This window comes from Phycisphaeraceae bacterium (assembly GCA_019636655.1).
Lineage (GTDB): Bacteria > Planctomycetota > Phycisphaerae > Phycisphaerales > UBA1924 > JAHBXB01.
The window spans coordinates 302,965-323,919 of record JAHBXB010000001.1 but is presented as its reverse complement, the minus strand read 5'-3'; the positions used below and the strand labels follow the sequence as shown (position 1 = coordinate 323,919).

The following is a 20,955-nucleotide window of genomic DNA, read 5'->3' as shown; positions in this document are numbered from 1 at the left end:
GGATGGTCTACTTCTGCAGCCGAAGCCGGTACCTCTCGAGCCGCTGGTAGAACGTGAGTTGGTCGCTCTCCGAAGCCGAAGCGAGCGCCCGAGTCTGGGTCGCGACAGCCGACTCCACGTCCCCCGCTTGAAACTGCGCCGCCGCCAGGAGGTCCAGGGTCTTCGAGACCATGTTGCCCGAGAGTTCGTTGGAGCGGCTCGCGGCACGAAGGGCGATCTCGCACCCACGAGGCGATGCATCCGGCCGGTCCAGAATGGCCCGAGCAATCGTGGCCAGCGTGTCCGGGTCATTGAGGTAGGTCGTGTCCACCAGCACCGCGGCATAGGCGTACGCCCGCTCCGAATCGCCGAGCTGGGTCAGCAGGCTGTTGAACTTCAGCATCGCGACCGCGGAGTGCCGCGGCGGGTCGATGCCGACGATCTGGTCCAGCAGCCCGAGGGCCTCGTCGTGCCGTTCCTCCCGCCACGCCTCGCTGGCCTGCCGGAACAACGCCTCGACTCGCTTCGCCTTCTCCGCGGCTCCTCGCGTGTCGAAGGTGCCGGCGAGAACGGATTCGAGCGTCCGTTCGAAGTCCTTCTGTGGGTAGCCAGGGTTCCCCATCCAGGCGATCAGGCCCTCACGGTCAACCAGGAACGCCATCGGAATGGAGATCTGGCCAGCGGCCGTCATCCAGGCGTCGTGGGTCGCTCGATCACGGTCAACGGCCACCGTGTACCCCATCTTCTCCCCCATCATCTCGACGAATGGCGCCACATCTTCGATCCCCTTGGCGTCGGTGCTCGACACTCCGACGACCGTCAAACCCTGGTCCGCGTGTCGGCGCTGCACCTCCGTCAGGTGCGGAATCTGCTGGACACACGGCACACACCAGGTGGCCCAAAAGTCCACGAGATACACGCGGCCCGGCTCCAAAGACTTCAACGGGTCTCCCTTTGCCCAGGCTCCCACGGTCAGCGGGGGCGCTTTGTCGCCTACCGACAACCTCGGACGCTCGGTTTCGGCCGCTGGCGGAGCGGACTGCGGAATGGTCGCGACTAAGAGTGACAGCGTGGCCAGGAGCCAGTGGAGCATCAGGGTTCCTCGCGGGTGTCCGCCGTAAAGGTCCGCCAATCGACAGCCACAGGACGATACCAGCCATACCAGCCGCCGGGGTAGACTGGCTTGGGCAACGGAGTGCGGCCCCCTAGTATGAGTGGACGGTCATGGTGTACGCGACGAGGAAATCCCATGTTCTGGCTGCCGTCGTCGTCAGCCCGATCATCCACGCCGCCGCCGCGGCGACCGCGATCGTGATGACGGTCTCCCACACGACGCCCTCGTGGTACGGGGCTCGTGCGGAAAAGCCGCCGATCGCCCTCACCTGGGACGATCCGGCCGCCCCACCAACGCCACCGCCGCCGCTCCCGAAGCCGGATCCGCAAGATCCCCCGCCGCAGCCCAAGCCTGACGATGTTCGACTCGGCATCGAGTCCTCAACCGAGAAGACCGAGACATGGCTCGGGTTCGCCAAGCCGACGCCCAATCTGGCTCCCCAGAGCGATGTCGAGCAGCCATCCCTTGCCCTCACGGCACAGCCAGCCGCCGGTTCACCGGCCGCCCCCCCCGCCGCCGCGACCCCTGCAAGCGACCAGCCGCCGTCACCATTGCCGCAGGCGCAGCCCAGCGTCCCGGAGCATGCCGCCAAACCGCCGGATCCGGCTGAGTCCAAGCCGGCGGAGTCAGCACCGGTTCCGGATAGACCCCACGCCCCGCCCGAGGCAAACGCCGGTCCCAGGCCGGCGCCAAGCGGCACACCCGAAGATCCAAAGGCCCCGCCGTCCGAGGACGGAACTCAACCGGGAAAGTCGGCCGACGACCCCACGAAGCCGCAGCCAGATTCGCCGGTGAATCCGGAATCGAATGCTGAAGAAGCGAAGCCAGTCGAAGCGGACAAGACGACCGACGGCCCCGGGGAGAAGCCCGAAGCCGATGCGAAGCCGTTCGTCGGCCCTCCGCCGCCCGCCGACCCAACACCACCGTCGCCACCAACCGCCACGGCAGGCAAGGATGGAACGACACCCATCGTCGCCGCACCAGCCCCTGATATGCCCCGAGAGATTCCGACGAAGGAAGCCGAGAAGAGCAACAAGGAGTCGGACGCAACCAGCCTTGTCAAGCACATGGAGATCCGGCCGGGCCGGCCCGCGGCGGGCGAAGGGCTGGAGATCCAGACTCGCCGGCCTGTCTTCTCCCGCTATACACAGCTTACGGCGTCGCCCAAGAATCCGCTCGTGCGTATGACCTTCAACCGCCGCGGCGAGGTCTCCAAGGCCGAGTTTATTGAGGCGTCTGGAGTTCAGGGTGTAGATGAACCGGTGCTCAACGCGGTCTATATGTGGACGGCCAAAGGAAAGGCCATTTCCGCCCTGCCCGCCTCGGATCCCAAGGCCGGGGTCACCATCACGGTGCGGATTCTGCTGAGATAAGCCGTACGAACCGGCCGATATGAGACGTAGCCGATGCGATACCCGCCCCACGTTCTCGCGCTCACTCTGCTCGTCCCGGCTGCCGCCGGGCCTGCGCCCGCGCAGACCGGCGGTCAGCCTGCGATTACGCCGGTCCAGCCGGGCAATCCCGCTGTGTCCCAATCCAACAACCCGCAGATCCAGCGCGTGGAACAGGGTGTTGCGGACGTGGGACCACTCTCGCTCAGCACCCGCAGTCTCGGAGTGGACCTGCGACGGCCGTTTGGGTTTGACTCCGTCTATGCAGTGAACGGCGACCGGAACGGCGGGAGTTTCGCCCGGATCTCCGGCGGCCTGTTCGCCGTGTTCCCGCGGTCGGTCTACCGGCCGACGAAGGACGGCATCATGACCGAGGTCCCGCCGGGTACGGTGTTCTATATCGGAGGTCTCCCCTCGATGTCCCCATTCGGATCCGCGCGCCCAGTCGTCGCCCCGGGCCCGGATACTCGGGTACCCACTGATGCAACGCTCGCCCAGACCACCCTTGCCGACATGCGTGCCCCCTCCTCGGTGCCGGTTGCCGCGGCATCGACCGCCGACAAGCCGCAGCCAGCCGAAACCGAACGCAGCAGGACGCTGTGCGTGCTCACGGATTCTCAGTACTGCGACGATCGCGTACAGCACCTGCTTGCGCGGGCGGCAGGCACGCCGGGCAAGCAAGATCAGAACTAGCTAGCGGCTGCCCGGGCCGGCCGAATCGCCCGCGATGGAGGACCGCATCGCGGTATCCGCCTGGACGTTTCTCATGCGGTAGTAGTCCAGGATGCCCATGTTGCCGACGCGGAATGCCTCGGCCATCGCCTTGGGAATCTCGGCCTCTGCCAGCACGACGGTTGCCCGGTTCTTCTGCTCCTCAGCCTTGAACTCCTGCTCCGTCGCGACGGCGAGCGCGCGGCGCTTCTCCGCTTCGGCCTGGGCCATCTGCTTGTTGGCCTCGGCCTGAGCGGTCTGGAGCTTCGCGCCGATGTTGTCTCCGACGTCGATGTCCGCGATGTCGATCGAGAGAATCTCGAACGCCGTCCCCGCGTCGAGCCCCTGCTCCATCACCCGCTTGGTGATGTCGTCGGGGTTCTCGAGCACCGACTTGTGGTCGTGCGCCGAGCCGATCGTGGAGACGATGCCCTGCCCGACGCGGGCGATCACCGTCTCCTCCGTGGCGCCGCCGACGAGCTGCTTGATGTTCGTCCTCACCGTCACCCGGGCCTTGACCTTGAGCTGGATCCCGTCGCGCGCAACCGCATCGATCGTCGCCCGCGGCCCGGAGAGCGACGGGCAATCGATCACCTTCGGGTTCACCGACGTGTTCACCGCATCGAAGATGTCCCGGCCGGCCAGGTCGATCGCCGTGGCCGTGCCCCAGTCCAGCGGGATGCTGGCGCCCTTGGCGGCGATCATCGAACTGATCACCTTCGGCACGTTGCCGCCGGCCAGATAGTGGGTCTCGAGCTTGTTGGTCGAGATGTCCAGCCCGGCCTTGGCGGCGCGGATACGCGAAAGAACAATGGTCCGCAGGTCGACGTTTCGCAGCCGCATCCCGACAAGCTCAACAAACGAGACCTTCGCCCCCGACAGGAAGGCCTGGATGTAGAGCTTGAAAAACTGACCGATCACGAACACCATGATCAGCGCGAACAGCGCCACCACAGCCATGATTACGAACAGCACCCACTTCGACGTGCTGCCGCCGCCGGCCTGGGCCAACGTCGTCGCCGCTGGGAGCATTCCGTTGAGAATCGTCACGCAAGCGCCTCCGCGACCGGTCTGCGATGCCGGTCGAAATAGGCCGGCCCATTCGCGGCCGCCCCGGTGTGTATCGAACTATACCCGATCGCAGCCCCGCATCCCCACCGCGGCTCAAACGCGCCTCACGCGAGCGGCCGAACCTTGATCTGCGACCCCTCCACTGTCGTCACCCTGATCCTGGTGCCCGCCCGCACATACGAGACCTCGGAGAGCGCCTGGTGCCGCTCGCTTCCGACGCGGATCGCTCCGATCGGTCGCATGTCGGTCAGGGCTACCCCTTCCTGCCCGACCAGTGCCGCCAGCGGATCCTCGACCGGTTCCTGCGGCTCGTCGTGCGGCGGCGAGTCGCCGTAGATCAACTTTCGCCCAAGGGGCGTGCTCGGCAGGACACTCAGCGCAAAGAACCCCGCAGTTGGCGCGAGGATCAACACCGCGAGCGAGCCCACCGCCCCGAGCGCCATGCTGACGCGGAAGAGGCACACCACGCCCGCGATCGCCAGGATCGCCGCGACCACCGCGATGAGACCGCCCGAGGGGACGAACACCTCGACAAACACCAGCAGCAGCGCCGCGGCGATCAGCCCGATCCCCCACAGCAGCATCGCCTCGTTCATGCCGGCGTGCCTCCGCTCTCACCCGCCCCGCCCCTGGGCTCGGTCCTTCCGGCCGTTCGCTGGTCCATCCATTCGACGGTCGTTCGGAAGGGTCCGGTCGAGGTGATGCGCACCTTGGCTCCAGACGGGATGAAGCCGATGTCGGCCACGACGTCCAGGATCTGGTCTCCGATCTGCACCCGCCCGGCCGGTCGCAGCGGCGTCACGGCGGTACCCTCGGTTCCGATGGCGATCCCCCCTTCCGGGCCCATCGCCGCCAGCAACCCGTCGGAAATAGCGCCGTCATCCGGCTGCGACGAGAACCGCTCGCTCAGTACGAGGTGGCGGATGATCGGCAGGCTCGGCAGGTGCTTCCCCAGGAAGAACATGATGATGCCCGCTGTCACCAGCGACACGATGAGCGTCGTCGCCCCATGGAGCAGCTGCGACTGTCCCCGGGCGGTATCCGGGAACAGCCCCTCGCTCGCCGTGAACGTGCCGAGCAGACCGGCGAAGAGCATTAGGAGTCCGACCACCCCCGCCACTCCAAAGCCGGGGATCACGAACATCTCCAGCCCGATCAGCAGGATTCCCACCAGCACCGCCGCGACGGTCCACCACGTTGCCATGTCGGCAAACAATGCCGGGGCGACGATCCCAGCCAGGGCGCACGCGGCGATGGCGCCGGGGAGGATCGCGCCGGGGTGGGTCATCTCGATGAAGAGTGCCACCAGGAAAATGACCAGCAGGATGCCCTTGACGACGATGTTGTTCAGCGGCACCACGAGCTGCTCGGACCATGACTCATCCAGCCGCACCAGCTCGGGAGAGCCGAAGAACGCGCGGAGATCCTCTTCTCCCTTGACCTCCTGAGAAGCAAGGCCATATCGGAGCAGCTCGCTGTTGCGCAGCGTGAGCAGGCCGTTGCCGTCGGAAACGAACTCCACGAGCCTCCACTCGCCGCGGTCGGTCTCGCTCAGCACTGGTCGCTGTGACTCGGCCTGCTGCATGTCGGTCACTTCCTTCACCACCTGGCGAGGAAGGCCCGGGATCGCAGGCTTGTACGCCCGCTCGTCCTGGAGCCCGGGGAGCGGGCCGGGGGCCTCCTGGTCGACCCCTTCGTTCTCCTGGGCAAGCTGGTCGCGGTAGGGCACCGCACCCGACGCCGCCGGAACACGCGGCGACGAGGTCGGCGGATCCTGTCCCATGATGAGCTTGTACTCGTCGTGCCCCACGAAGAGCCGTTTTCCGGTCTTGATGTTCTCAACCAGCCACAGATCCACGCCGCGGCTGACAAACCCCTGGACCAGGCGTTCGTCGTACCCCCTCCTGCGGGCCGAGTCGATCACCTCGATCAGGATCGGGCCCAGCATCTTCTGCCGCTCGGTCTCGCGGAGTTCGTTGAGAAAGAACAAGATCGACTGGATCGGAGCCGCGTCGCCCATGGCGGCGGAATCCGAGATGACGATCTCGCGGCACGACATCGCGATGATCGCACCCGCCGAGTACGCCGCGGGGTTCACCCACGCCACGGAGTTCTGGATCTTCGACCGCTTGATCGCGGAGCAGATCGCCAGCATCGCCTTGATGTCGCCGCCGGGGGTGTTCAGGTCAAAGACCATCCCGTCAGCGCCGCTCTCCTCGGCCTCCCGGATGCGCCGTTCCACGCTGCGAGCCATGATCCCGTCGATCTCGCGGGTGATGGGGATGACCACGACACGCTTCGCAAACCTCGCGGCGGGCACGGCCGCGGGGGTCGGGGTCGTCCCTCCCTGCTGGCCCCACGAGATCGCCCCCCCCGGCAGCAGCGAGAACCACAGCGCCACGGCCGCGGCAAGCGCCCGCCTGATCTGAATCCCGGTCCCCGTTCCCTGTCGACTCTTCAAGGTCCGACTCCGAGTGTGCGACACCAAAGTATAGATGACAGGCGGGCCTGCCCCCAACGGCAGGTTCTTTCCGCAGCGCATCACCGCACTTTCGCCACTATTCTCTGCCTATACCCCATGAGTGGACGCGGCAGGCGGTCGACCGGCCCGGAGGAACACGTGGAAAAGGCGACGATGCTCACCCTGCTCGGCCTCTCGGGGGCCGCCGGAACCCTTGCCCGATATGGGCTTGCCGGGGTGGTCCAGGCCCGCTCCGAGTCGTTTCCCTGGGGCACGTTGTCGGTCAACGTCCTGGGGTGCTTCCTGTTCGGCATCGTGTGGGCCCTCGCAGGTGAGAGCGACCGCATGGCCCTCTCCCCCACGACGAGGGTGTTGATCCTGTCCGGCTTCCTGGGCGGGTTTACCACGTTCTCCGCGTTCGGGTTCGAGACCGCCCAACTGATGCGCGATTCGCAGTGGGCGCTGGCGTGGGCCAACGTCGCCGCCAACAACATCCTCGGAATCGCCCTGTTCCTTGCCGGTCTCGCTCTCGGACGCTGGCTCTAGCCCGGAGGATCCTGTGACAACCGTCGAGATGGACCTGCTCCGCGTCGTCGTTGACGAGAGCGACTCGCACAAGGGTCAGCCCGTGTGGGAGGCCGTCCTGCACGCGGCCAGAAGCCAGGGCCTGGCGGGCGCCACGGTCCTGAGGGGCGTCGCCGGCTTCGGCGTTCACTCGCGCATCCACACCTCCAAGATCCTCCGCCTGTCGGAGGATCTTCCCATGGTGGTCGAAATGGTCGATACGCCCGAAAAGATCGAGGCCTTCCTGCCGAGCCTCGCGGCGGTCGGTGAGGGGAGCCTGATCACGATCGAGAAGGTACGGGTTGTCCGGCGGTAGCCTGGATACGTTCCCTAGCCGCGCTGCTCCACCGCCCATCGCATCGCAGCCGCGCCGCCCTGCTCCGTGCAATCGATGTGCACCGCAAAGAACGCCGGGCGTCCCGCCGCACCCGCTTGCTCTCCCTCCCGCACGAGCGGCCAGATGATCTTGCGATCCGTCTCGGGCAGCGGCAGCGAGTCGATCTCGTCGGGCCGAAACCAGTCCAGACGCCCTTCGCGCATATCGACCGGCTCGACCCAGACCGGGCCCACAACCCGGTAGTAGAACAAAAGCCAGTGGCCTGCCCCCTCGTACGACGCCTCCGAGATCAGGCCTGCAAGGTGCAGCCGCTCGATCGGCACCTCGATACCGGCCTCCTCCAGGATCTCCCGCTGGGCGCACTGCGCGGGCGACTCCCCCGTCGCCATGTCGAGCTTGCCGCCGATCGGCGAGCAGAGACCGAGGTTCGGCGCCTTCTTGCGGCGGAGCAGCAGGATCCGCCCGTCACGGTCGCGAAGGTCGCAGAGGCAGGCAATCTTGTACGGAAGCGGCGGCTGATCGGTCGTGCTCATGCGGAGTCAGGATAGACCACGCCCGTCCACGTGGGCCTGTTCACCGCGGGCGAACGGCCCAAGGATCAGGCGGTGGACCGTTGGCTCACACACAGAAAAGGGGACCCAACATGCCGCTGATCGACCCCGGAGACAAGGCCCCTCGTTTCGACCTGCCCGACCAGAACGGCAAGGCCCGATCGCTGAAGGACTATGCGGGTCGGATTGTCGTCCTGATGTTCTACCCCAAGGACGATACCCCGACGTGCACGGTGGAAGCCTGCAACTTCCGGGACCACCACCCCGATTTCTCGAAGGTCAAAGCCACGATCCTCGGGATCAGCCCCGACGACTCAGAGTCTCACAAGAAGTTCGACCGGACGCACGCCCTCGGCTTCACATTGCTTGCCGATACCGGGCGGACATCCGAAGGAGCCCCCATCGTCTGCGACGCCTATGGCGTCTGGCAGAACAAGGTGATGTTCGGCCGTCGCTACAAGGGAGTCGTCCGAACGACGTACCTGATCGACAAGAACGGGATCGTCCGCCACAGGTGGGACCACGTGAAGGTGGCGGGGCACGTTCCCGCCGTGCTCGCGGCCGTCAAGCACCTCCTCGGTATCGAGCCCGCGCCCGGTGCTACGCGGAATGGGACGTCGCATCGAGCCCCCCCAGGGCGTGCCGCACGCGGCAAAGAACCGGCCGCGAGAGTCTCGCTCTCCAAGTCGCCCGCGGGCGCCACCCATCGCAAGCCGCGTCGCGTGCGTGGCAGGACCAAGCCCTGAACGAGTCGCTTCGAGTTTCGGCGATCCGCCCGACGCCGCTCAGGCCGGCTGCTCCTGGCTCTTGAGCAGGTCGTAGATGTCCTGGGGCGTCGCCGCGGAGTAGATCCGGTCGCGGAACTCATCGATATTCATCAGGCGGCTGATCCGCGCGAGCACCTGGATGTGGTCGCTGATCTTGTCGGGCGGGCTCGCGAGCAGGACAACCAGCCGCACCGGCTTGTTGTCGATCGCCTGGAAATCCATCGGCTGCGCCGGCCGGCCGATCGCCATCGCCAGCGAGGTCACGCCGGCCGACTTGCCGTGGGGTATCGCCAGGCCGTGACCGATGCCGGTCGTCCGCGTCTGCTCGCGGGTCCACACGGCATCCTTGAGCGCCCCCGGGTCGCGGCAGCGCCCCGCCGCCGCGAGCACGTCCACGAGTTCGCAAATAGCGCCTCGCTTGTCCGTTGACGTCAGCGGGGCCTTGATGCAGTCCAGAGTGAGAATGTCGAGGAGATTCATGAACGATGGGCCCCAAGGCCGCGGCGAGTTTGGCGCGACAGTTGGCGTTGAGTGTAGCCGACACAAACCAGTGCTGTGCAGCGCGTCTCCAGACCGGAATCTAGGCGGAATCTCCGACAAGCCACGCCGAAAACGAGCCGTCATGGTACCGCGAGTCCGGGTGCCCCGGTCCGCCGGCCGGGAGCGTCCTCCGCACCGATCGGACGGTGAGCCCGAATCGCCCGACGGCCCACTCGCACACGGCTTCGTTCTCCTCCCGCTCCAGCGAGCACGTGGAATACAGGATCATCCCCGTACGCGGCCGGAGCATCGGCACCGCCGCCTCGACGATCGACCGCTGAACCGTCTGCATCGAGCGCTGCCTCGCCGGTTCGAAGCGGTACTTCGCCTCCAGCCGCCGGGACAGCACCCCGGTATTCGAGCACGGCACATCGAGCAGGATCAGATCGACCGCCCCCCGCAGGGCATCCCCACCGACCTCCCCCGGCTCAACCACGGTGACCCGGGCATGACCCTCGAACCCCCGCCGGAGGGTCGCACGGCGAGCGTCGTCCACATCCGTCGCAATCACCCTCGCCTCGGGAAACGTTGCCGCCAACTGCCTCGTCTTGGTCCCCTGCCCGGCACACAGGTCCATTGCGACCTTCGGAGCGGCACCCGCCACCCCGGCCACCGCGAGCGCCGAGGCCGGGTCCTGAACCCACACATCGGTTCGCACGGACAGCATCTCGGTCAGGTCGGCGTGATCGCCGTCCCAGATCGCGGCCCCGGCCATGGAGTGCGGCGTTACCCGCGCGGCGGGCCCCAGTGGCGCCCGAGCATGGGCCACATTCAGGATGACCGGGGCCGCACCGACGGTGTGGAGCGCCGCGCCCACGGCCGCCTCCGGCCCCATCGCCGCGATCCATGATGCGAGCACCGGCATCGGCAGCCCCGTCGCCGCGCTCGCCCGCTCCATCGCCGGTTCGGGCAGCACCGCTTCGGTCAATACCCGAGCCGAACCGTCGGACGCCGGGATCTCGTCCCGCAGGTTGGTCCACCGATCCCGGCGCGCGGCGGCATCCCCACGCAAGGCCGCGACCCGTCGCAGGACCGCGTTCACCAGCCCGGCCGAGCCGGGGCGGATCGAACGCTTGGCCCATTCCACCGCCTGGTTGATGGCCCCGTGAGCCGGAACGCGGTCCATGAGCATCAACTGCGCGGCGCCGGCGAGCAGCACCGCCTGCATGGCCGGCTCCATCCGGTCCATCGGCTGGCGCGCGTACCGGTTCAGGATGAACGTCAGCGTCAGCCACCTGCGGATCACGGCGTCGTAGAGCGCGTGGGCGAACGCACCGTCGATCGACCGAAGGGCCGTCGTATCCACTCCGGACAGTTCCAGGTCCGGGAACCGTGGCACCTGTTCCGCGATTGCGCGGATCACCCGATCGCGGGCGGCGTCCCCCAGCGGCGGCGCCGGCGCGGCTGATACCCTCTGTAGTGCGACACGTTGTCCATGGTTCTGCGGCCTCACCGGCGACTGTAGCGTGACCACCGCCCCCCCCGAGCCTCGTCGGCCTCCTGATGCGATGGACCCGGCGCGCCCGTCGGGCATCCTCGCGGGCATGCGCATCCGCAAGAAGCTGATCGTCCTGCACACGTGCTTCTCGCTGGTGCTTGCTGGCGTGCTGGCGCTCTCGCTCCGCCCTGCGATCAATGAGGTCGTCCGCCGCGCCGAGGCCCACGAAGCACTGATCGTTCTGGGGACCCACCTCCGTGGCGCACCGGACACCGAGGGTGTTGACGTCAGCCGTGGGACGCCCGAATCGCTCCAGCTCTCTCCGGAGGTCGCCGCTCAAGCCCGCGCCACGCCGCGGGAGCCGGTCGTGGTCGATGCCTCCGCCGGGCCCATGGTCGTCGCGTTTGATCCCGACGCGGCGCCCGAGCGATCGTTTATCGCAGTCTCCTCCCGCCTGGCCGCGGCGCGCGGCGCCGTGCTCCGCCTGTACCTCCTGATGACCCTCGCTCTTCTGGCGGTGTACGCGCTCGTGGCGGCCACGCTCGAACTGTTCATCCTGCCCAAGCAGGTCTACGAGCCGATCCGGCTCATGCGCGAGGCCGATCTGGCCGTGCAGCAGGGCCGCCGCACCGCCGAGCTGATCGACGAATCCGCCATCCCCGCGGACGAACTCGGCGAGATCATGCGGTCGCGCAACCACTCCATCCTGACCATCCGTCGGCACGAGCGCGACCTCGCCGAGTCCGCCCGCCAGCTCGCCGAGGCCGCCGCGGACCTCAAGCGCAAGAACCACCTGCTCGAGACCGCCCGCCAGAACCTCGCCGACGCCGATCGCCTCGCCTCCCTCGGGCTTCTCTCCGCCGGGTTGTCCCACGAGATGAACACGCCGTTGGCGGTCCTCAAGGGCCTGGCGGAGAAACTCGTCCACGGCCGCGGCGCCGGTGTGTCGCAGGAGGAACTGGAGTTGATGCTCCGCGTCGTCGGTCGACTGGAGCGTCTCAGCGAGAGCCTGCTCGACTTTGCCCGCGTCCGCCCGCCAAAGTCGGCGCCCGCTGACATCCGGGGCCTCGTCGAGGAAGCATGGACCCTGGTCCGCCTCGACCGCGACGCCCGGGCCGTCGAGTTCGCCGACTCCGTCGCCGAGGGCACCATTGTGGAGTGCGATGCAGACCGCATTGTCCAGGTCCTGGTCAATCTCCTGCGCAACGCGGTCGACGCCATGGACGGCGCCGGCACGATCGTCGTCGCCGCCGAAGACGCCGAGCGCGATGGCCGGGAGTGGATCTCCCTCTCGGTCGCCGATGACGGCCCCGGGATCGACCCCGAGGTCCTCGGCCGACTCTTCGAGCCCTTTGCGTCGACCCGGCTCGACGCGCACGGCACCGGGCTGGGCCTGGCCGTGGCTGAGGGCATCGTTAAGGAACACGGCGGCCTGATCGTCGTCCGCAACCGACAGAACGGCCGCGGCGCCGTCTTCGAGGTGCTGCTCCCCAAGTCCGCCGCCCGGGTCTACACGCCCGACACCAGCGCGGCCGCCGCCGATCCAGGTACACTCGCCCCCACCCGGAGCACCCCGTGACACCAGGCGCCCCGCACGCCGGCGAATCACCGTCCTCGCCCGACCAGGACCTTCCACCCCTGTCGATTGTCGCGCTGGATGACGATGCCGACTTCCGCCAGTACATCCGCGCCGTCCTTGAGCCCTCGGGGCACGACGTCCGGACCGCCGCGACGCCCGACGAGTTCTTCTCGGCCTGCGAGGCTCACCTGCCCGACGTCGTTCTGCTCGACATCAAGATGGGCCGCCACAACGGCGAAGCGGTGCTCCAGGAGATCCGTCGCCGGTGGCCCCGCCAGTGCGTGGTCGTCGTCACGGGGTACCCCTCCCTCGACTCGATGCGCCAGACCTTCAAGCAGGATGCCTTCGACTACCTCGCCAAGCCCTTCTCCCTCCAGGAACTGAACAAGACCCTTGGCCAGGCGGTCGCCAGTCTCGGCCTCGGCCGTCGCCCCCAAGATCGGCTCAGGCAGGAACTCGGTCGCCAGATCCGCCTCGCCCGCACCGAGAAGGGATGGACGCTCAAGGACCTCTCCGAAGCCTGCGGGATCTCCGTCAGCCAGCTCTCCTCGATCGAGCGCGGTTCCCACCTCCCCAGCCTGGAGAGCCTGCTCGCCGTCGCCTCGGCCCTCGACCGCCTCCCTTCCGCCTGGCTCGCCGCCGCGGGCTTCTAAGCCCGCCAAAACCCTCACCGCCTATCGTTCGCGCCGATGAGCGTCGCCGCCTCCACGACCGCGCCCCCACCCGCCCCCGCCGCCCAGGGTCGCCAGCCTGCGCTCTTGTTCACGGCGTTCGAACCCAGCGGCGATGACCACGCCTCCACCGTGATCGCCGCCCTGCGCAGACGCCACCCCACGCTCCCGATCTACGCCTGGGGCGGCCCACGCATGGAACGCGCCGGCGCGACCATTGTCGAACGCACCGGCGACGCCGCGATCATGGGCGTCCCGGGCATCGGCAAGATCGTCGAGCACCACCGCATCAACTCCCGGGTCCGCGCCTGGCTCCAATCGCATGACATCGCGGTTCATATTCCCGTCGATTCGCCCGGCGCCAACTTCCCCATCTGCAAGATCACGCGCCAGCGCAAGATCCACATCGTCCACCTCGTCGCCCCTCAGATGTGGGCGTGGGGCGAGTGGCGCGTCCGCAAACTGCGACGCCTCACCGATCTGGTGCTCTGCGTCCTGCCGTTCGAAGAGCCGTGGTTCCTCGCCCGCGGCGTCAAGGCTCGGTTCATCGGCCACCCGCTCTTCGACGCCCAAACCGACTTCGCCGCCCTCGATCGCCGCGCCCTCACCTTCGGCGGCGGATCTCCCAAGATCGCCTTCATGCCCGGCTCCCGCCCCGCCGAACTCGCCGCGTTCCCGGTCCTGCTCGATGCCTTCCGCCGACTCCGGGCCGATTTCCCCAGCCTCGCCGGTTGTGTCGCGGCCGTCCGCGAAGACGTCGCGGACCAGCTTCGTGCCCGAGCATCCCAGCTCGGCGGCTGGCCCGATGGGCTCCATATCACCGCCGGCGAGACCGACGCGGTGGTCCGCTGGTGCGACTACGCCCTGGTCACCTCCGGCACCGTCACCCTGCAGGTCGCGAAGCAGCACAAGCCCATGGTGACGTTCTACCGCCCCAACCGGATTGTCTTCAGCACCCTTGTCCGCCTGCTGGTCTCAACCCCCTACTACACGCTCCCGAACCTCATCGCCGGGAAACGGATCGTCCCCGAACTCATTCCCCACTGGGGCGATGGCGAAGACCTTGCCCTCGGGATCATCCGGCTGATGCGCCAGACCGGCTACGCCGACGACCAGCGCGCCGAACTGGCCAAGGTCGCCCGACACTTCGACGGCCGCAGCGCCTCCGAGGCGGCGGCGGACGCGATCGAGGAGGTTGCCGGCCTCCTCCCCTCCCGTCCGACGCGCCGATAGGCGCCCGACCCCGGTCAATCCCCTCGCCCCGCCCGCAGCAGGCAGACCGAGCACACCGCGTTGCCGATCCGATCGACGATCGGGAAGTGTTGGGCCACAGGCGGCGAGTCCGTCGCGCCCCGGTCCAGGCACCGATGCGCCAGGACAATCTGGTCGTGCTGCGCCGTCTCCAGGTCAGCGGTGAAGTGCACGAGCAGGACCCCGCCGGATTCGATCAGCGGGTCGTCGCGCAGCTTGGCAAGGTCGGCCACGGGCCCACGCAAGAGCTGCGAGGTGTACGTCCTGTTCGGGCCGGGGACTCCGCACTCGTAGCTCCATTGCCCGACGGCCTTGACCTCCAGCCAGAACGCATCCGTCGCCGGGACCACGCTACTGACATCCCCCGCGGGCGCCTCCTCCACCGCGTCACCCGCAAGCGGCTCGAAGAGGGTGCCCCTTGCCTGTTCCCGCCGCGCTCTCGCCCGGCGCTCGGGGACGAGCGGGTCTGCCAGCACCATCCCCGGTCGCTCGGTCAGGACCAGGTCGCAGCGGCGTCTCTCGCTGTCATGGGCAAGCGCCTCAGCCCCGCGCCGACCCCGCCGGGGACGCAGGTCCGACGGAAACGGCTGCTCCCGCAGCACCCCGTACCCCGCCCCACCGAACGCCGCGGCCAGAATCGGATGCAGCGCCACCTCGTCGAGTGCGTCCAGACCCCGCACGGCCTGCTCACTCCGCACCCCTTCCTCGCACGCCTGTAGCGCTTCAGCCGCGGCGCGGACCAGTTCGTCGATCAGCCACATCGTCTCGTGATCTTTGCAAGGCCGGGACGTGGAAGGTATAACGCCGTAGCATTCCACAACGCCGACCCCCGCCATCCCGGGGAGCGGCCTCCCAGGTCTCCCTCATGCGGCCCGCCCTGTCGGAAAGGACCCTTGGCATGTCTCGATTGACCCGTCCAACCCTCGCTGCCACGCTGCTGGCGGCCCTTTCGGCCGCCCTTGGAGGCTGCGAGAAGTCCCCGGCCACTAACTCCCCCGCCGCTGGCTCGACGGCCGCGGGTGCCAGCGCCGACACGTTCCTCGTCGGTCACTACGCCTCCATGACCGGGTCTGAGGCCACCTTCGGCGTCTCGACCGACAACGGCATCCGCCTTGCCGTCAGCGAGCAGAACGCCGCCGGCGGCGTGAACGGCCGCCAGATCACCCTGATCACCTATGACAACCAGGGCAAGCCTCAGGAATCGGTCACCGCAGTCACCCGTTTGATCGATCAGGACCATGTCGTCGCGGTGCTCGGCGAGGTCGCGAGCTCCCGCAGCCTCGCCGGCGCCCCTGTCTGCCAGCGCAAGGGCGTGCCGATGATCACCCCGTCGAGCACCAACCCCGATGTCACCGCCGTCGGCAACATGATCTCCCGGGTGTGTTTCATCGATCCGTTCCAGGGCTACGTGGGCGCCAAGTTCGCCCGCGAGAACCTCAAACTCTCCAAGGCCGCCACGCTCTACAACCGCGCCCAGGCCTATTCCTCAGGCCTCAACTCCAACTTCATCGATTCGTTCAAGAAACTCGGCGGCGAGGTCGTTTCGGAGCAGGCCTACTCCGACGGCGACAACGACTTCTCGGCCCAGCTCACCGCCATCCGCCAGATGGGCGCCGAGTTCATCTACGTCCCCGGCTACTACACCGAGGTCGTGAACATCGCCAAGCAGGCACGCAAGCTCGGCCTCGATGTCCCCCTTATCGGCGGCGACGGCTGGGACTCCGAGGAACTCCGCAACGCCGGCTCCTCGCTCAACGGCTGCTACTTCTCCAATCACTACTCGCAGGAGGACACCCGCCCGGAGGTCCAGGAGTTTGTCAAGCGATACCAGGCCGAGTACGGCAAGGTCCCCGACGGCCTCGCCGCCCTCGGGTACGACTCGGTGCGGCTGCTCTTCGATGCCGCCGCCCGCGCCCAGTCGCTCTCGGGCGCGGACCTCGCACGCGCGATCAACTCGACGAAGGGATTCAAGGGCGTCACCGGGACCATCACGATCGATGCCAAGCGCAACGCGACCAAGGACGCCGTCGTCCTCGAGGTCGTCGACGGCGTCCCGAAGTACAAGGCGACCATCAAGCCGGACTAGGCCCCCGCCGCCGCAGCAGAGGTACGCGAGGACGGGAGCCTCGATGGCCGCATGACCCAGTTCCTGCAAACGCTTTTTGACGGGATCACTGTCGGGTGCCTCTACGCGCTCATAGCGCTGGGCTACACGATGGTGTACGGCATCCTGAAGTTCATCAACTTCGCCCACTCCGACGTCTTCGCCCTGGGCGCCTGGATGTCGATCACCATCGCCGGCTGGATCGGCTTGGGACTGACCGGGCAGCCCACGCCCCCGTGGTACATGGGCGTGCTCGTCCTGCTCGGGGCGATGGGCGTGTGCGGTGTCGTCGGGTTTGTGATCGAGCGGGTTGCCTACCGCCCGCTCCGCAACGCGCCGCGCATCAACGTCCTCATCACCGCCATCGGCGTCTCCCTCTTCATGCAGAACTTCGGCCAACTCCGGTTCGCCTTCGGAGCCTACCCGCGGCCATTTCCCCGCCTCATCGACAACACCGCCCTGTTCGCGGTCGCCGGTGTCGCCGTCCGCCTCCCCGACCTCGCCGTCATCGGGACCGCCCTCGCGCTGATGGCCGCCCTCCAGTTCCTCATTTACCGCACCAAGTTCGGCACGGCCATGCGCGCCGTAAGCTTCAGCCCCCGCAACGCCAGCCTGATGGGCGTCAACGTCGACCTGGTGATCAGTTTTACGTTCGTCGTCGGGGCGATGCTCGCCGCGGCAGCGGGCTTCCTCTACGGCGTCAAGTACGAGGGCCAGGCCAAGCAGACCGCCGACGCCATGTGGGTGATGCTCGGCCTCAAGGCCTTCGTCGCCGCCGTGGTCGGCGGCATCGGCAACGTCCGCGGCGCGGTGCTCGGCGGGCTCCTCATCGGCCTCATCGAGTTCTTCGGTGTCGCCTACCTCTCCAGCCAGTACCGCGACGCCTACGTCTTCGCGATCCTCATCCTCGTTCTCCTGCTCAAGCCCGAGGGCGTGCTGGGGCGAGCAACCGTGGAAAAGGTCTGACCATCGCCCGATGTCCAACCTCCTCGCCCAATCCCGCGCCCTCGCACCGACGACCTGGACCGTCGTGCTCCGCGCTCTCTGGCCCTTCCTGCTCGGCATCGCCGTCGGCCTGTTTGCCTACTTCTACGCGGGCCCGGAACTGGGCGGCTACCACGCCCAGATCGCCCGCGTTGCCGGCATCAACGTCATCCTCGCCGTGAGCCTCACAGTTGTGAACGGCTTTGCCGGCCAGTTCTCCATGGGCCACGCCGGATTCATGGCCGTGGGCGGTTATGTCGCCGCGGGCATCACCTATTACGGCACGATGCGCCTGGTCGACCCCGCTCAACTCTCCAACGGCCTCTTCATCGGCGGCCTGCTCTCATGGACCGGGATCGGCCAGTTCGAAGGCCCCGTTCTCACCTGGGGCGACGCCCTCTTTGTCGGCTCGTGCCTGGTGGGCGGCCTTGCCGCGGCCGGCGCGGGGTACATCGTCGGTCTCCCCAGCCTCCGCCTCAAGGGCGACTACCTCGCGATCGTCACCCTCGGCTTCGGCGAGATCGTCCGCGTGCTCTTCCAGGGTACTAAGGACCAGATCCCGCCGTGGCAAGCCGAGACCGTGCGGGACATCCCGTGGTACGACCTGATGCTCCGCCTCGGCGGCCCCAAGGGCATGAACCTCCTCCCCACCTACACGACCCTCTTCTGGGTCTACCTCTTCGCCACCTTGACACTCATCTTCTGCTACCGCCTCAAGGTCAGTTCCTCCGGCCGCGCTCTGCTGGCCATCCGCGAGGACGAGATCGCCGCCCAGGCCATGGGCGTCGATATCACCCGGTACAAGGTCCGCGCATTCGTGCTCTCCGCGTTCTTCGCCGGCGTCGCCGGCGGCCTCTATGCGATGGACATCGGCGCCCTCAACGCCGGCGACCTGGGGTTCCAGAAGTCCTTCGACATCATCATCATGGTCGTCCTCGGCGGCATGGGCTCGATCTCCGGAGCCGCGCTCGCGGCGATCATCCTCACGATCCTCCCCGAACTCCTGCGTTCTCCCCCGATGGTCTGGCCCGCCGGCTTGGCTCTCCTGATCATCGTCGCGGCGGTGCAGAGCGCCCGCGGCCGGTGGCGGCCCCGGTCACTCATCGTCATCGCCGTCGTGACTGCCGCCCTCGAGATCGGCCGCCGCGTGGCGATCGCCAACGGCATCAACCTCGCGGACTACCGCCTCGTGCTCTACGCCTCCCTGCTCATCACCATGATGCTCGCCCGTCCACAAGGGCTCTTCGGCATCCACGAGATCTGGGAGATGATCCCCCGGCGTCGCCCCCAAACCGCGGGGGCCGACGAATGACCATCTCCGCCGCCGCCGCATCCGCGCCCGATATCGCCCTTGATATCGACGACATCGGAATCGCCTTCGGCGGCCTCAAGGCCGTGCAGGACTTCCGCCTCAAGATCCCACGCCACGCCCTCTACGGCCTCATCGGCCCCAACGGCGCCGGAAAGACCACCTGCTTCAACCTGCTCACCGGCGTCTACCAGCCCGACTCGGGCGCCATCAGCCTCGACGGCAAGAGCCTGCTGGGCCTCAAGCCGCATCAGATCGCCAGCGCCGGCCTCTCCCGCACCTTCCAGAACATCCGCCTCTTCGGCGACCTCACGGTCCTCGACAACGTCCGCCTGGGCTGCCACGTCCGCGGCAACCACTCCATCTTCGCCACGATGCTGCGCACCGGCCGGCACATCGGCCAGGAGCGGGCGATCACCCGCCAGTCGATGAACCTTCTCGGCACCCTCGGCCTCGCCCACCGCGCCAACAGTCTCGCACGCAACCTCCCCTACGGCGACCAGCGACGCCTCGAGATCGCCCGCGCCCTCGCGACCGAGCCCAAGGTCCTGCTCCTGGACGAGCCCGCGGCGGGTATGAACCCCCAGGAGAAAGTCGCCCTTCGCGCTCTCATCCGCTCCCTCATCTCCAAGTTCGATGTCACCCTCCTGGTCATCGAGCACGACATGGGACTCGTGATGGACATCTGCGAGCGCATCACCGTCCTCGACCACGGCGTCACGATCGCCGAAGGACGCCCGTCGGAGATCCAGAAGAACCCGAAGGTGATCGAGGCCTACCTCGGCGCCGACACCCACGCCGCGCCCGCCGGAGGAACCTGATCATGGCGTTGCTGGAAGTCACGGGTCTCCATGTTCACTACGGCGCCATTCACGCACTGCACGGCGTCGACCTCCACGTCGACCAAGGCCAGATCGTCACCCTCATCGGCTGCAACGGCGCCGGCAAATCGACCACGCTCCAGACCATCTCCGGCCTGCTCCGCCCGTCCGCCGGCTCGATCACCTTCGACGGCAAGCCGATCACCGGGCTCCCGCCGCACCAGATCGTCCGGCTGGGCATCTCCCAGGCCCCCGAGGGCCGCGGCGTCTTCTCCAACCTCTCGGTCTCAGAAAACCTCGAACTCGGCGCCTTCCAGCGAACCGACCGCGCCGCGATCGCGCGCGATCGCGACAAGGCCCTCGACCTCTTCCCCCGCCTCCGCGAGCGCCTCAAACAGAGCGCCGGCACGCTCTCGGGCGGCGAGCAGCAGATGCTCGCCATCGCCCGCGCCCTCCTCGCCCGGCCCCGCCTGCTCCTGCTCGATGAGCCCTCCCTTGGCCTCGCGCCCCAGGTCGTTCAAACGATCTTCCAGATCATCCGCGAGATCAACAAGGCCGGCACCACCATCCTGCTTGTCGAGCAGAACGCCCACATGGCCCTCTCCGTGGCCAACTTCGGATATGTCCTCGAGGTCGGCGCCATCAAGATGCGCGACACCGCGGCCAGACTCGAGGCCGACGATGAGGTCCGCAAGGCCTACCTCGGCGTCGCCTGACCCGGCTCGGGTTCCCTGGTCCTCTCGCCGCTACTCCCCAGCGCCGCTTCGATCTTCCCCACCACGATCGCCGCCTCGTTGTCCCCCGCAGCACACGACTTCCGGATCGCCGACCACATCGCCCACGGCGCCGCCGGGACCGTCAGCGGCAGGTACCACCACCACGTCTCGATGCCGCGGTACCAGCCGAAATAGGTCGCCAGCATCGAGTCCGTCAGCCACACCCCCGGCCAGATGGTCGCCACCAGCATCAGACCAAACACCCACGGCATGGCGGGCCTCAGCCTGCGGCGGAGCGTGAACTCGGTCCACCCGTCGACCCTCTCGGCCCGCGCTACCAGTTCGGACTCGAACGGGTGACCAAAGTCCCGCACCCGAAACACGCCATCGCCCCCGCCCGCCTCGAACCCGGCCAGCTTCCCCCTGCGGGCCATCGCATCGAGCAGGGCAACCGCGCCCGACGCATCCGCCCGCGTACGAATCCGCCACCCCTCCGGCCCTTTCGCGGGCGCCGGGGTCACAGGCGCGGCCGCCGAAGCCGCGGGCGCCGCTTGGGGTTCTGTGATCTGCTGGCCGCCACTGTGCATCCCGGTCCA

Annotated in this window: 22 protein-coding genes; 13 read left to right on the top strand and 9 right to left on the bottom strand. The window is 67.8% G+C overall.

Annotated features, from left to right (window positions below):
• Nucleotides 1–7 precede the first annotated feature (7 nt).
• Complete coding sequence (locus tag KF745_01420; GenBank protein MBX3357064.1) at nucleotides 8–1,072, bottom strand: redoxin family protein; 1,065 nt, start codon at nucleotides 1,070–1,072, stop codon at nucleotides 8–10.
• A gap of 131 nt (nucleotides 1,073–1,203) precedes the next feature.
• On the opposite strand from KF745_01420, the gene KF745_01415 reads away from it, so the two are divergent.
• Together KF745_01415 and KF745_01410 are read left to right on the top strand one after the other, a co-directional pair.
• Nucleotides 1,204–2,466 carry a hypothetical protein gene (locus KF745_01415; protein MBX3357063.1) on the top strand — a complete coding sequence of 421 codons (1,263 nt, stop codon included), beginning with the start codon at nucleotides 1,204–1,206 and terminating at the stop codon, nucleotides 2,464–2,466.
• A 33-nt stretch (nucleotides 2,467–2,499) separates the two neighbouring features.
• The gene (locus KF745_01410; GenBank protein MBX3357062.1) at nucleotides 2,500–3,177 is read left to right on the top strand and encodes a hypothetical protein; all 678 of its coding nucleotides are present in this window, start codon (nucleotides 2,500–2,502) and stop codon (nucleotides 3,175–3,177) included.
• On the opposite strand, the gene floA is transcribed toward KF745_01410, so the two are convergent.
• The 3 genes from floA to KF745_01395 all read right to left on the bottom strand — a co-directional run bounded on the left by floA (nucleotide 3,178) and on the right by KF745_01395 (nucleotide 6,727).
• Nucleotides 3,178–4,227 (bottom strand): flotillin-like protein FloA, encoded by a 1,050-nt coding sequence (gene floA / locus KF745_01405; GenBank protein ID MBX3357061.1) that lies wholly within the window; start codon nucleotides 4,225–4,227, stop codon nucleotides 3,178–3,180.
• Between the two features lie 143 nt (nucleotides 4,228–4,370).
• Complete coding sequence (locus KF745_01400) at nucleotides 4,371–4,862, bottom strand: hypothetical protein (GenBank protein MBX3357060.1); 492 nt, start codon at nucleotides 4,860–4,862, stop codon at nucleotides 4,371–4,373.
• Entirely contained in the window at nucleotides 4,859–6,727 is a 1,869-nt protein-coding gene (locus KF745_01395) for an ATP-dependent Clp protease proteolytic subunit (GenBank protein MBX3357059.1), read from the bottom strand. Before KF745_01395 ends, KF745_01400 begins: the two co-directional genes overlap by 4 nt.
• A gap of 159 nt (nucleotides 6,728–6,886) precedes the next feature.
• Between KF745_01395 and crcB the strand changes: the two genes are divergently transcribed.
• Both crcB and KF745_01385 read left to right on the top strand, forming a co-directional pair.
• On the top strand, nucleotides 6,887–7,273 hold the full coding sequence (gene crcB, locus KF745_01390; GenBank protein ID MBX3357058.1) for a fluoride efflux transporter CrcB: 387 nt from the start codon (nucleotides 6,887–6,889) through the stop codon (nucleotides 7,271–7,273).
• 13 nt (nucleotides 7,274–7,286) lie between these two features.
• Entirely contained in the window at nucleotides 7,287–7,607 is a 321-nt protein-coding gene (locus KF745_01385; GenBank protein MBX3357057.1) for a DUF190 domain-containing protein, read from the top strand.
• A 14-nt stretch (nucleotides 7,608–7,621) separates the two neighbouring features.
• Here the strand turns inward: KF745_01385 and KF745_01380 are convergent, their stop codons facing one another.
• Nucleotides 7,622–8,161 (bottom strand): NUDIX domain-containing protein, encoded by a 540-nt coding sequence (locus tag KF745_01380; protein MBX3357056.1) that lies wholly within the window; start codon nucleotides 8,159–8,161, stop codon nucleotides 7,622–7,624.
• 110 nt (nucleotides 8,162–8,271) lie between these two features.
• On the opposite strand from KF745_01380, the gene KF745_01375 reads away from it, so the two are divergent.
• Nucleotides 8,272–8,925, top strand: a complete 654-nt coding sequence (locus tag KF745_01375; protein ID MBX3357055.1) for a peroxiredoxin — start codon at nucleotides 8,272–8,274, stop codon at nucleotides 8,923–8,925.
• 39 nt (nucleotides 8,926–8,964) lie between these two features.
• On the opposite strand, the gene KF745_01370 is transcribed toward KF745_01375, so the two are convergent.
• Both KF745_01370 and KF745_01365 read right to left on the bottom strand, forming a co-directional pair.
• Complete coding sequence (locus KF745_01370; protein ID MBX3357054.1) at nucleotides 8,965–9,426, bottom strand: PTS sugar transporter subunit IIA; 462 nt, start codon at nucleotides 9,424–9,426, stop codon at nucleotides 8,965–8,967.
• 100 nt (nucleotides 9,427–9,526) lie between these two features.
• Nucleotides 9,527–10,792, bottom strand: a complete 1,266-nt coding sequence (locus KF745_01365; GenBank protein MBX3357053.1) for a hypothetical protein — start codon at nucleotides 10,790–10,792, stop codon at nucleotides 9,527–9,529.
• A gap of 160 nt (nucleotides 10,793–10,952) precedes the next feature.
• Here KF745_01365 and KF745_01360 point away from each other — a divergent pair, with 160 nt between their 5' ends.
• The 3 genes from KF745_01360 to KF745_01350 are packed head-to-tail and all read left to right on the top strand — an operon-like array spanning nucleotide 10,953 to nucleotide 14,407.
• Entirely contained in the window at nucleotides 10,953–12,503 is a 1,551-nt protein-coding gene (locus KF745_01360) for a HAMP domain-containing histidine kinase (protein MBX3357052.1), read from the top strand.
• Nucleotides 12,500–13,156, top strand: a complete 657-nt coding sequence (locus tag KF745_01355) for a response regulator (GenBank protein MBX3357051.1) — start codon at nucleotides 12,500–12,502, stop codon at nucleotides 13,154–13,156. The genes KF745_01360 and KF745_01355 overlap by 4 nt, the downstream gene beginning before the upstream one ends.
• Before the next feature lie 36 nt (nucleotides 13,157–13,192).
• Entirely contained in the window at nucleotides 13,193–14,407 is a 1,215-nt protein-coding gene (locus KF745_01350) for a hypothetical protein (GenBank protein ID MBX3357050.1), read from the top strand.
• 14 nt (nucleotides 14,408–14,421) lie between these two features.
• Here KF745_01350 and KF745_01345 read toward each other — a convergent pair whose 3' ends face one another.
• Entirely contained in the window at nucleotides 14,422–15,186 is a 765-nt protein-coding gene (locus tag KF745_01345; GenBank protein MBX3357049.1) for a hypothetical protein, read from the bottom strand.
• A gap of 137 nt (nucleotides 15,187–15,323) precedes the next feature.
• Here KF745_01345 and KF745_01340 point away from each other — a divergent pair, with 137 nt between their 5' ends.
• From KF745_01340 to KF745_01320, 5 genes are read left to right on the top strand one after another with little or no spacing between them, the layout of a single operon-like run.
• Nucleotides 15,324–16,511, top strand: coding sequence for an ABC transporter substrate-binding protein (locus KF745_01340; GenBank protein MBX3357048.1), 1,188 nt, complete (start codon nucleotides 15,324–15,326; stop codon nucleotides 16,509–16,511).
• Between the two features lie 51 nt (nucleotides 16,512–16,562).
• Nucleotides 16,563–17,495, top strand: coding sequence for a branched-chain amino acid ABC transporter permease (locus KF745_01335; GenBank protein MBX3357047.1), 933 nt, complete (start codon nucleotides 16,563–16,565; stop codon nucleotides 17,493–17,495).
• 10 nt (nucleotides 17,496–17,505) lie between these two features.
• Nucleotides 17,506–18,825, top strand: a complete 1,320-nt coding sequence (locus KF745_01330; protein MBX3357046.1) for a branched-chain amino acid ABC transporter permease — start codon at nucleotides 17,506–17,508, stop codon at nucleotides 18,823–18,825.
• The gene (locus tag KF745_01325) at nucleotides 18,822–19,643 is read left to right on the top strand and encodes an ABC transporter ATP-binding protein (GenBank protein MBX3357045.1); all 822 of its coding nucleotides are present in this window, start codon (nucleotides 18,822–18,824) and stop codon (nucleotides 19,641–19,643) included. The genes KF745_01330 and KF745_01325 overlap by 4 nt, the downstream gene beginning before the upstream one ends.
• Nucleotides 19,643–20,359 (top strand): ABC transporter ATP-binding protein, encoded by a 717-nt coding sequence (locus KF745_01320; GenBank protein ID MBX3357044.1) that lies wholly within the window; start codon nucleotides 19,643–19,645, stop codon nucleotides 20,357–20,359. Before KF745_01325 ends, KF745_01320 begins: the two co-directional genes overlap by 1 nt.
• Here the strand turns inward: KF745_01320 and KF745_01315 are convergent.
• Entirely contained in the window at nucleotides 20,341–20,946 is a 606-nt protein-coding gene (locus KF745_01315; protein MBX3357043.1) for a hypothetical protein, read from the bottom strand. The two genes, KF745_01320 and KF745_01315, sit on opposite strands and share 19 nt — an antisense overlap.
• Nucleotides 20,947–20,955 lie beyond the last annotated feature (9 nt).

Bases quoted from the DNA above. Each gene is read 5' to 3' on its own strand.
- KF745_01315 (MBX3357043.1), bottom strand. From the start codon at position 20,946: ATGCACAGTGGCGGCCAGCAGATCACAGAACCCCAAGCGGCGCCCGCG.
- floA (MBX3357061.1), bottom strand. From the start codon at position 4,227: ATGCTCCCAGCGGCGACGACGTTGGCCCAGGCCGGCGGCGGCAGCACG.
- KF745_01420 (MBX3357064.1), bottom strand. From the start codon at position 1,072: ATGCTCCACTGGCTCCTGGCCACGCTGTCACTCTTAGTCGCGACCATT.
- KF745_01345 (MBX3357049.1), bottom strand. From the start codon at position 15,186: ATGTGGCTGATCGACGAACTGGTCCGCGCCGCGGCTGAAGCGCTACAG.
- KF745_01400 (MBX3357060.1), bottom strand. From the start codon at position 4,862: ATGAACGAGGCGATGCTGCTGTGGGGGATCGGGCTGATCGCCGCGGCG.
- KF745_01325 (MBX3357045.1), top strand. From the start codon at position 18,822: ATGACCATCTCCGCCGCCGCCGCATCCGCGCCCGATATCGCCCTTGAT.
- KF745_01350 (MBX3357050.1), top strand. From the start codon at position 13,193: ATGAGCGTCGCCGCCTCCACGACCGCGCCCCCACCCGCCCCCGCCGCC.
- KF745_01415 (MBX3357063.1), top strand. From the start codon at position 1,204: ATGGTGTACGCGACGAGGAAATCCCATGTTCTGGCTGCCGTCGTCGTC.
- KF745_01370 (MBX3357054.1), bottom strand. From the start codon at position 9,426: ATGAATCTCCTCGACATTCTCACTCTGGACTGCATCAAGGCCCCGCTG.
- KF745_01375 (MBX3357055.1), top strand. From the start codon at position 8,272: ATGCCGCTGATCGACCCCGGAGACAAGGCCCCTCGTTTCGACCTGCCC.
- KF745_01410 (MBX3357062.1), top strand. From the start codon at position 2,500: ATGCGATACCCGCCCCACGTTCTCGCGCTCACTCTGCTCGTCCCGGCT.
- KF745_01380 (MBX3357056.1), bottom strand. From the start codon at position 8,161: ATGAGCACGACCGATCAGCCGCCGCTTCCGTACAAGATTGCCTGCCTC.
- KF745_01330 (MBX3357046.1), top strand. From the start codon at position 17,506: ATGTCCAACCTCCTCGCCCAATCCCGCGCCCTCGCACCGACGACCTGG.
- KF745_01340 (MBX3357048.1), top strand. From the start codon at position 15,324: ATGTCTCGATTGACCCGTCCAACCCTCGCTGCCACGCTGCTGGCGGCC.
- KF745_01335 (MBX3357047.1), top strand. From the start codon at position 16,563: ATGACCCAGTTCCTGCAAACGCTTTTTGACGGGATCACTGTCGGGTGC.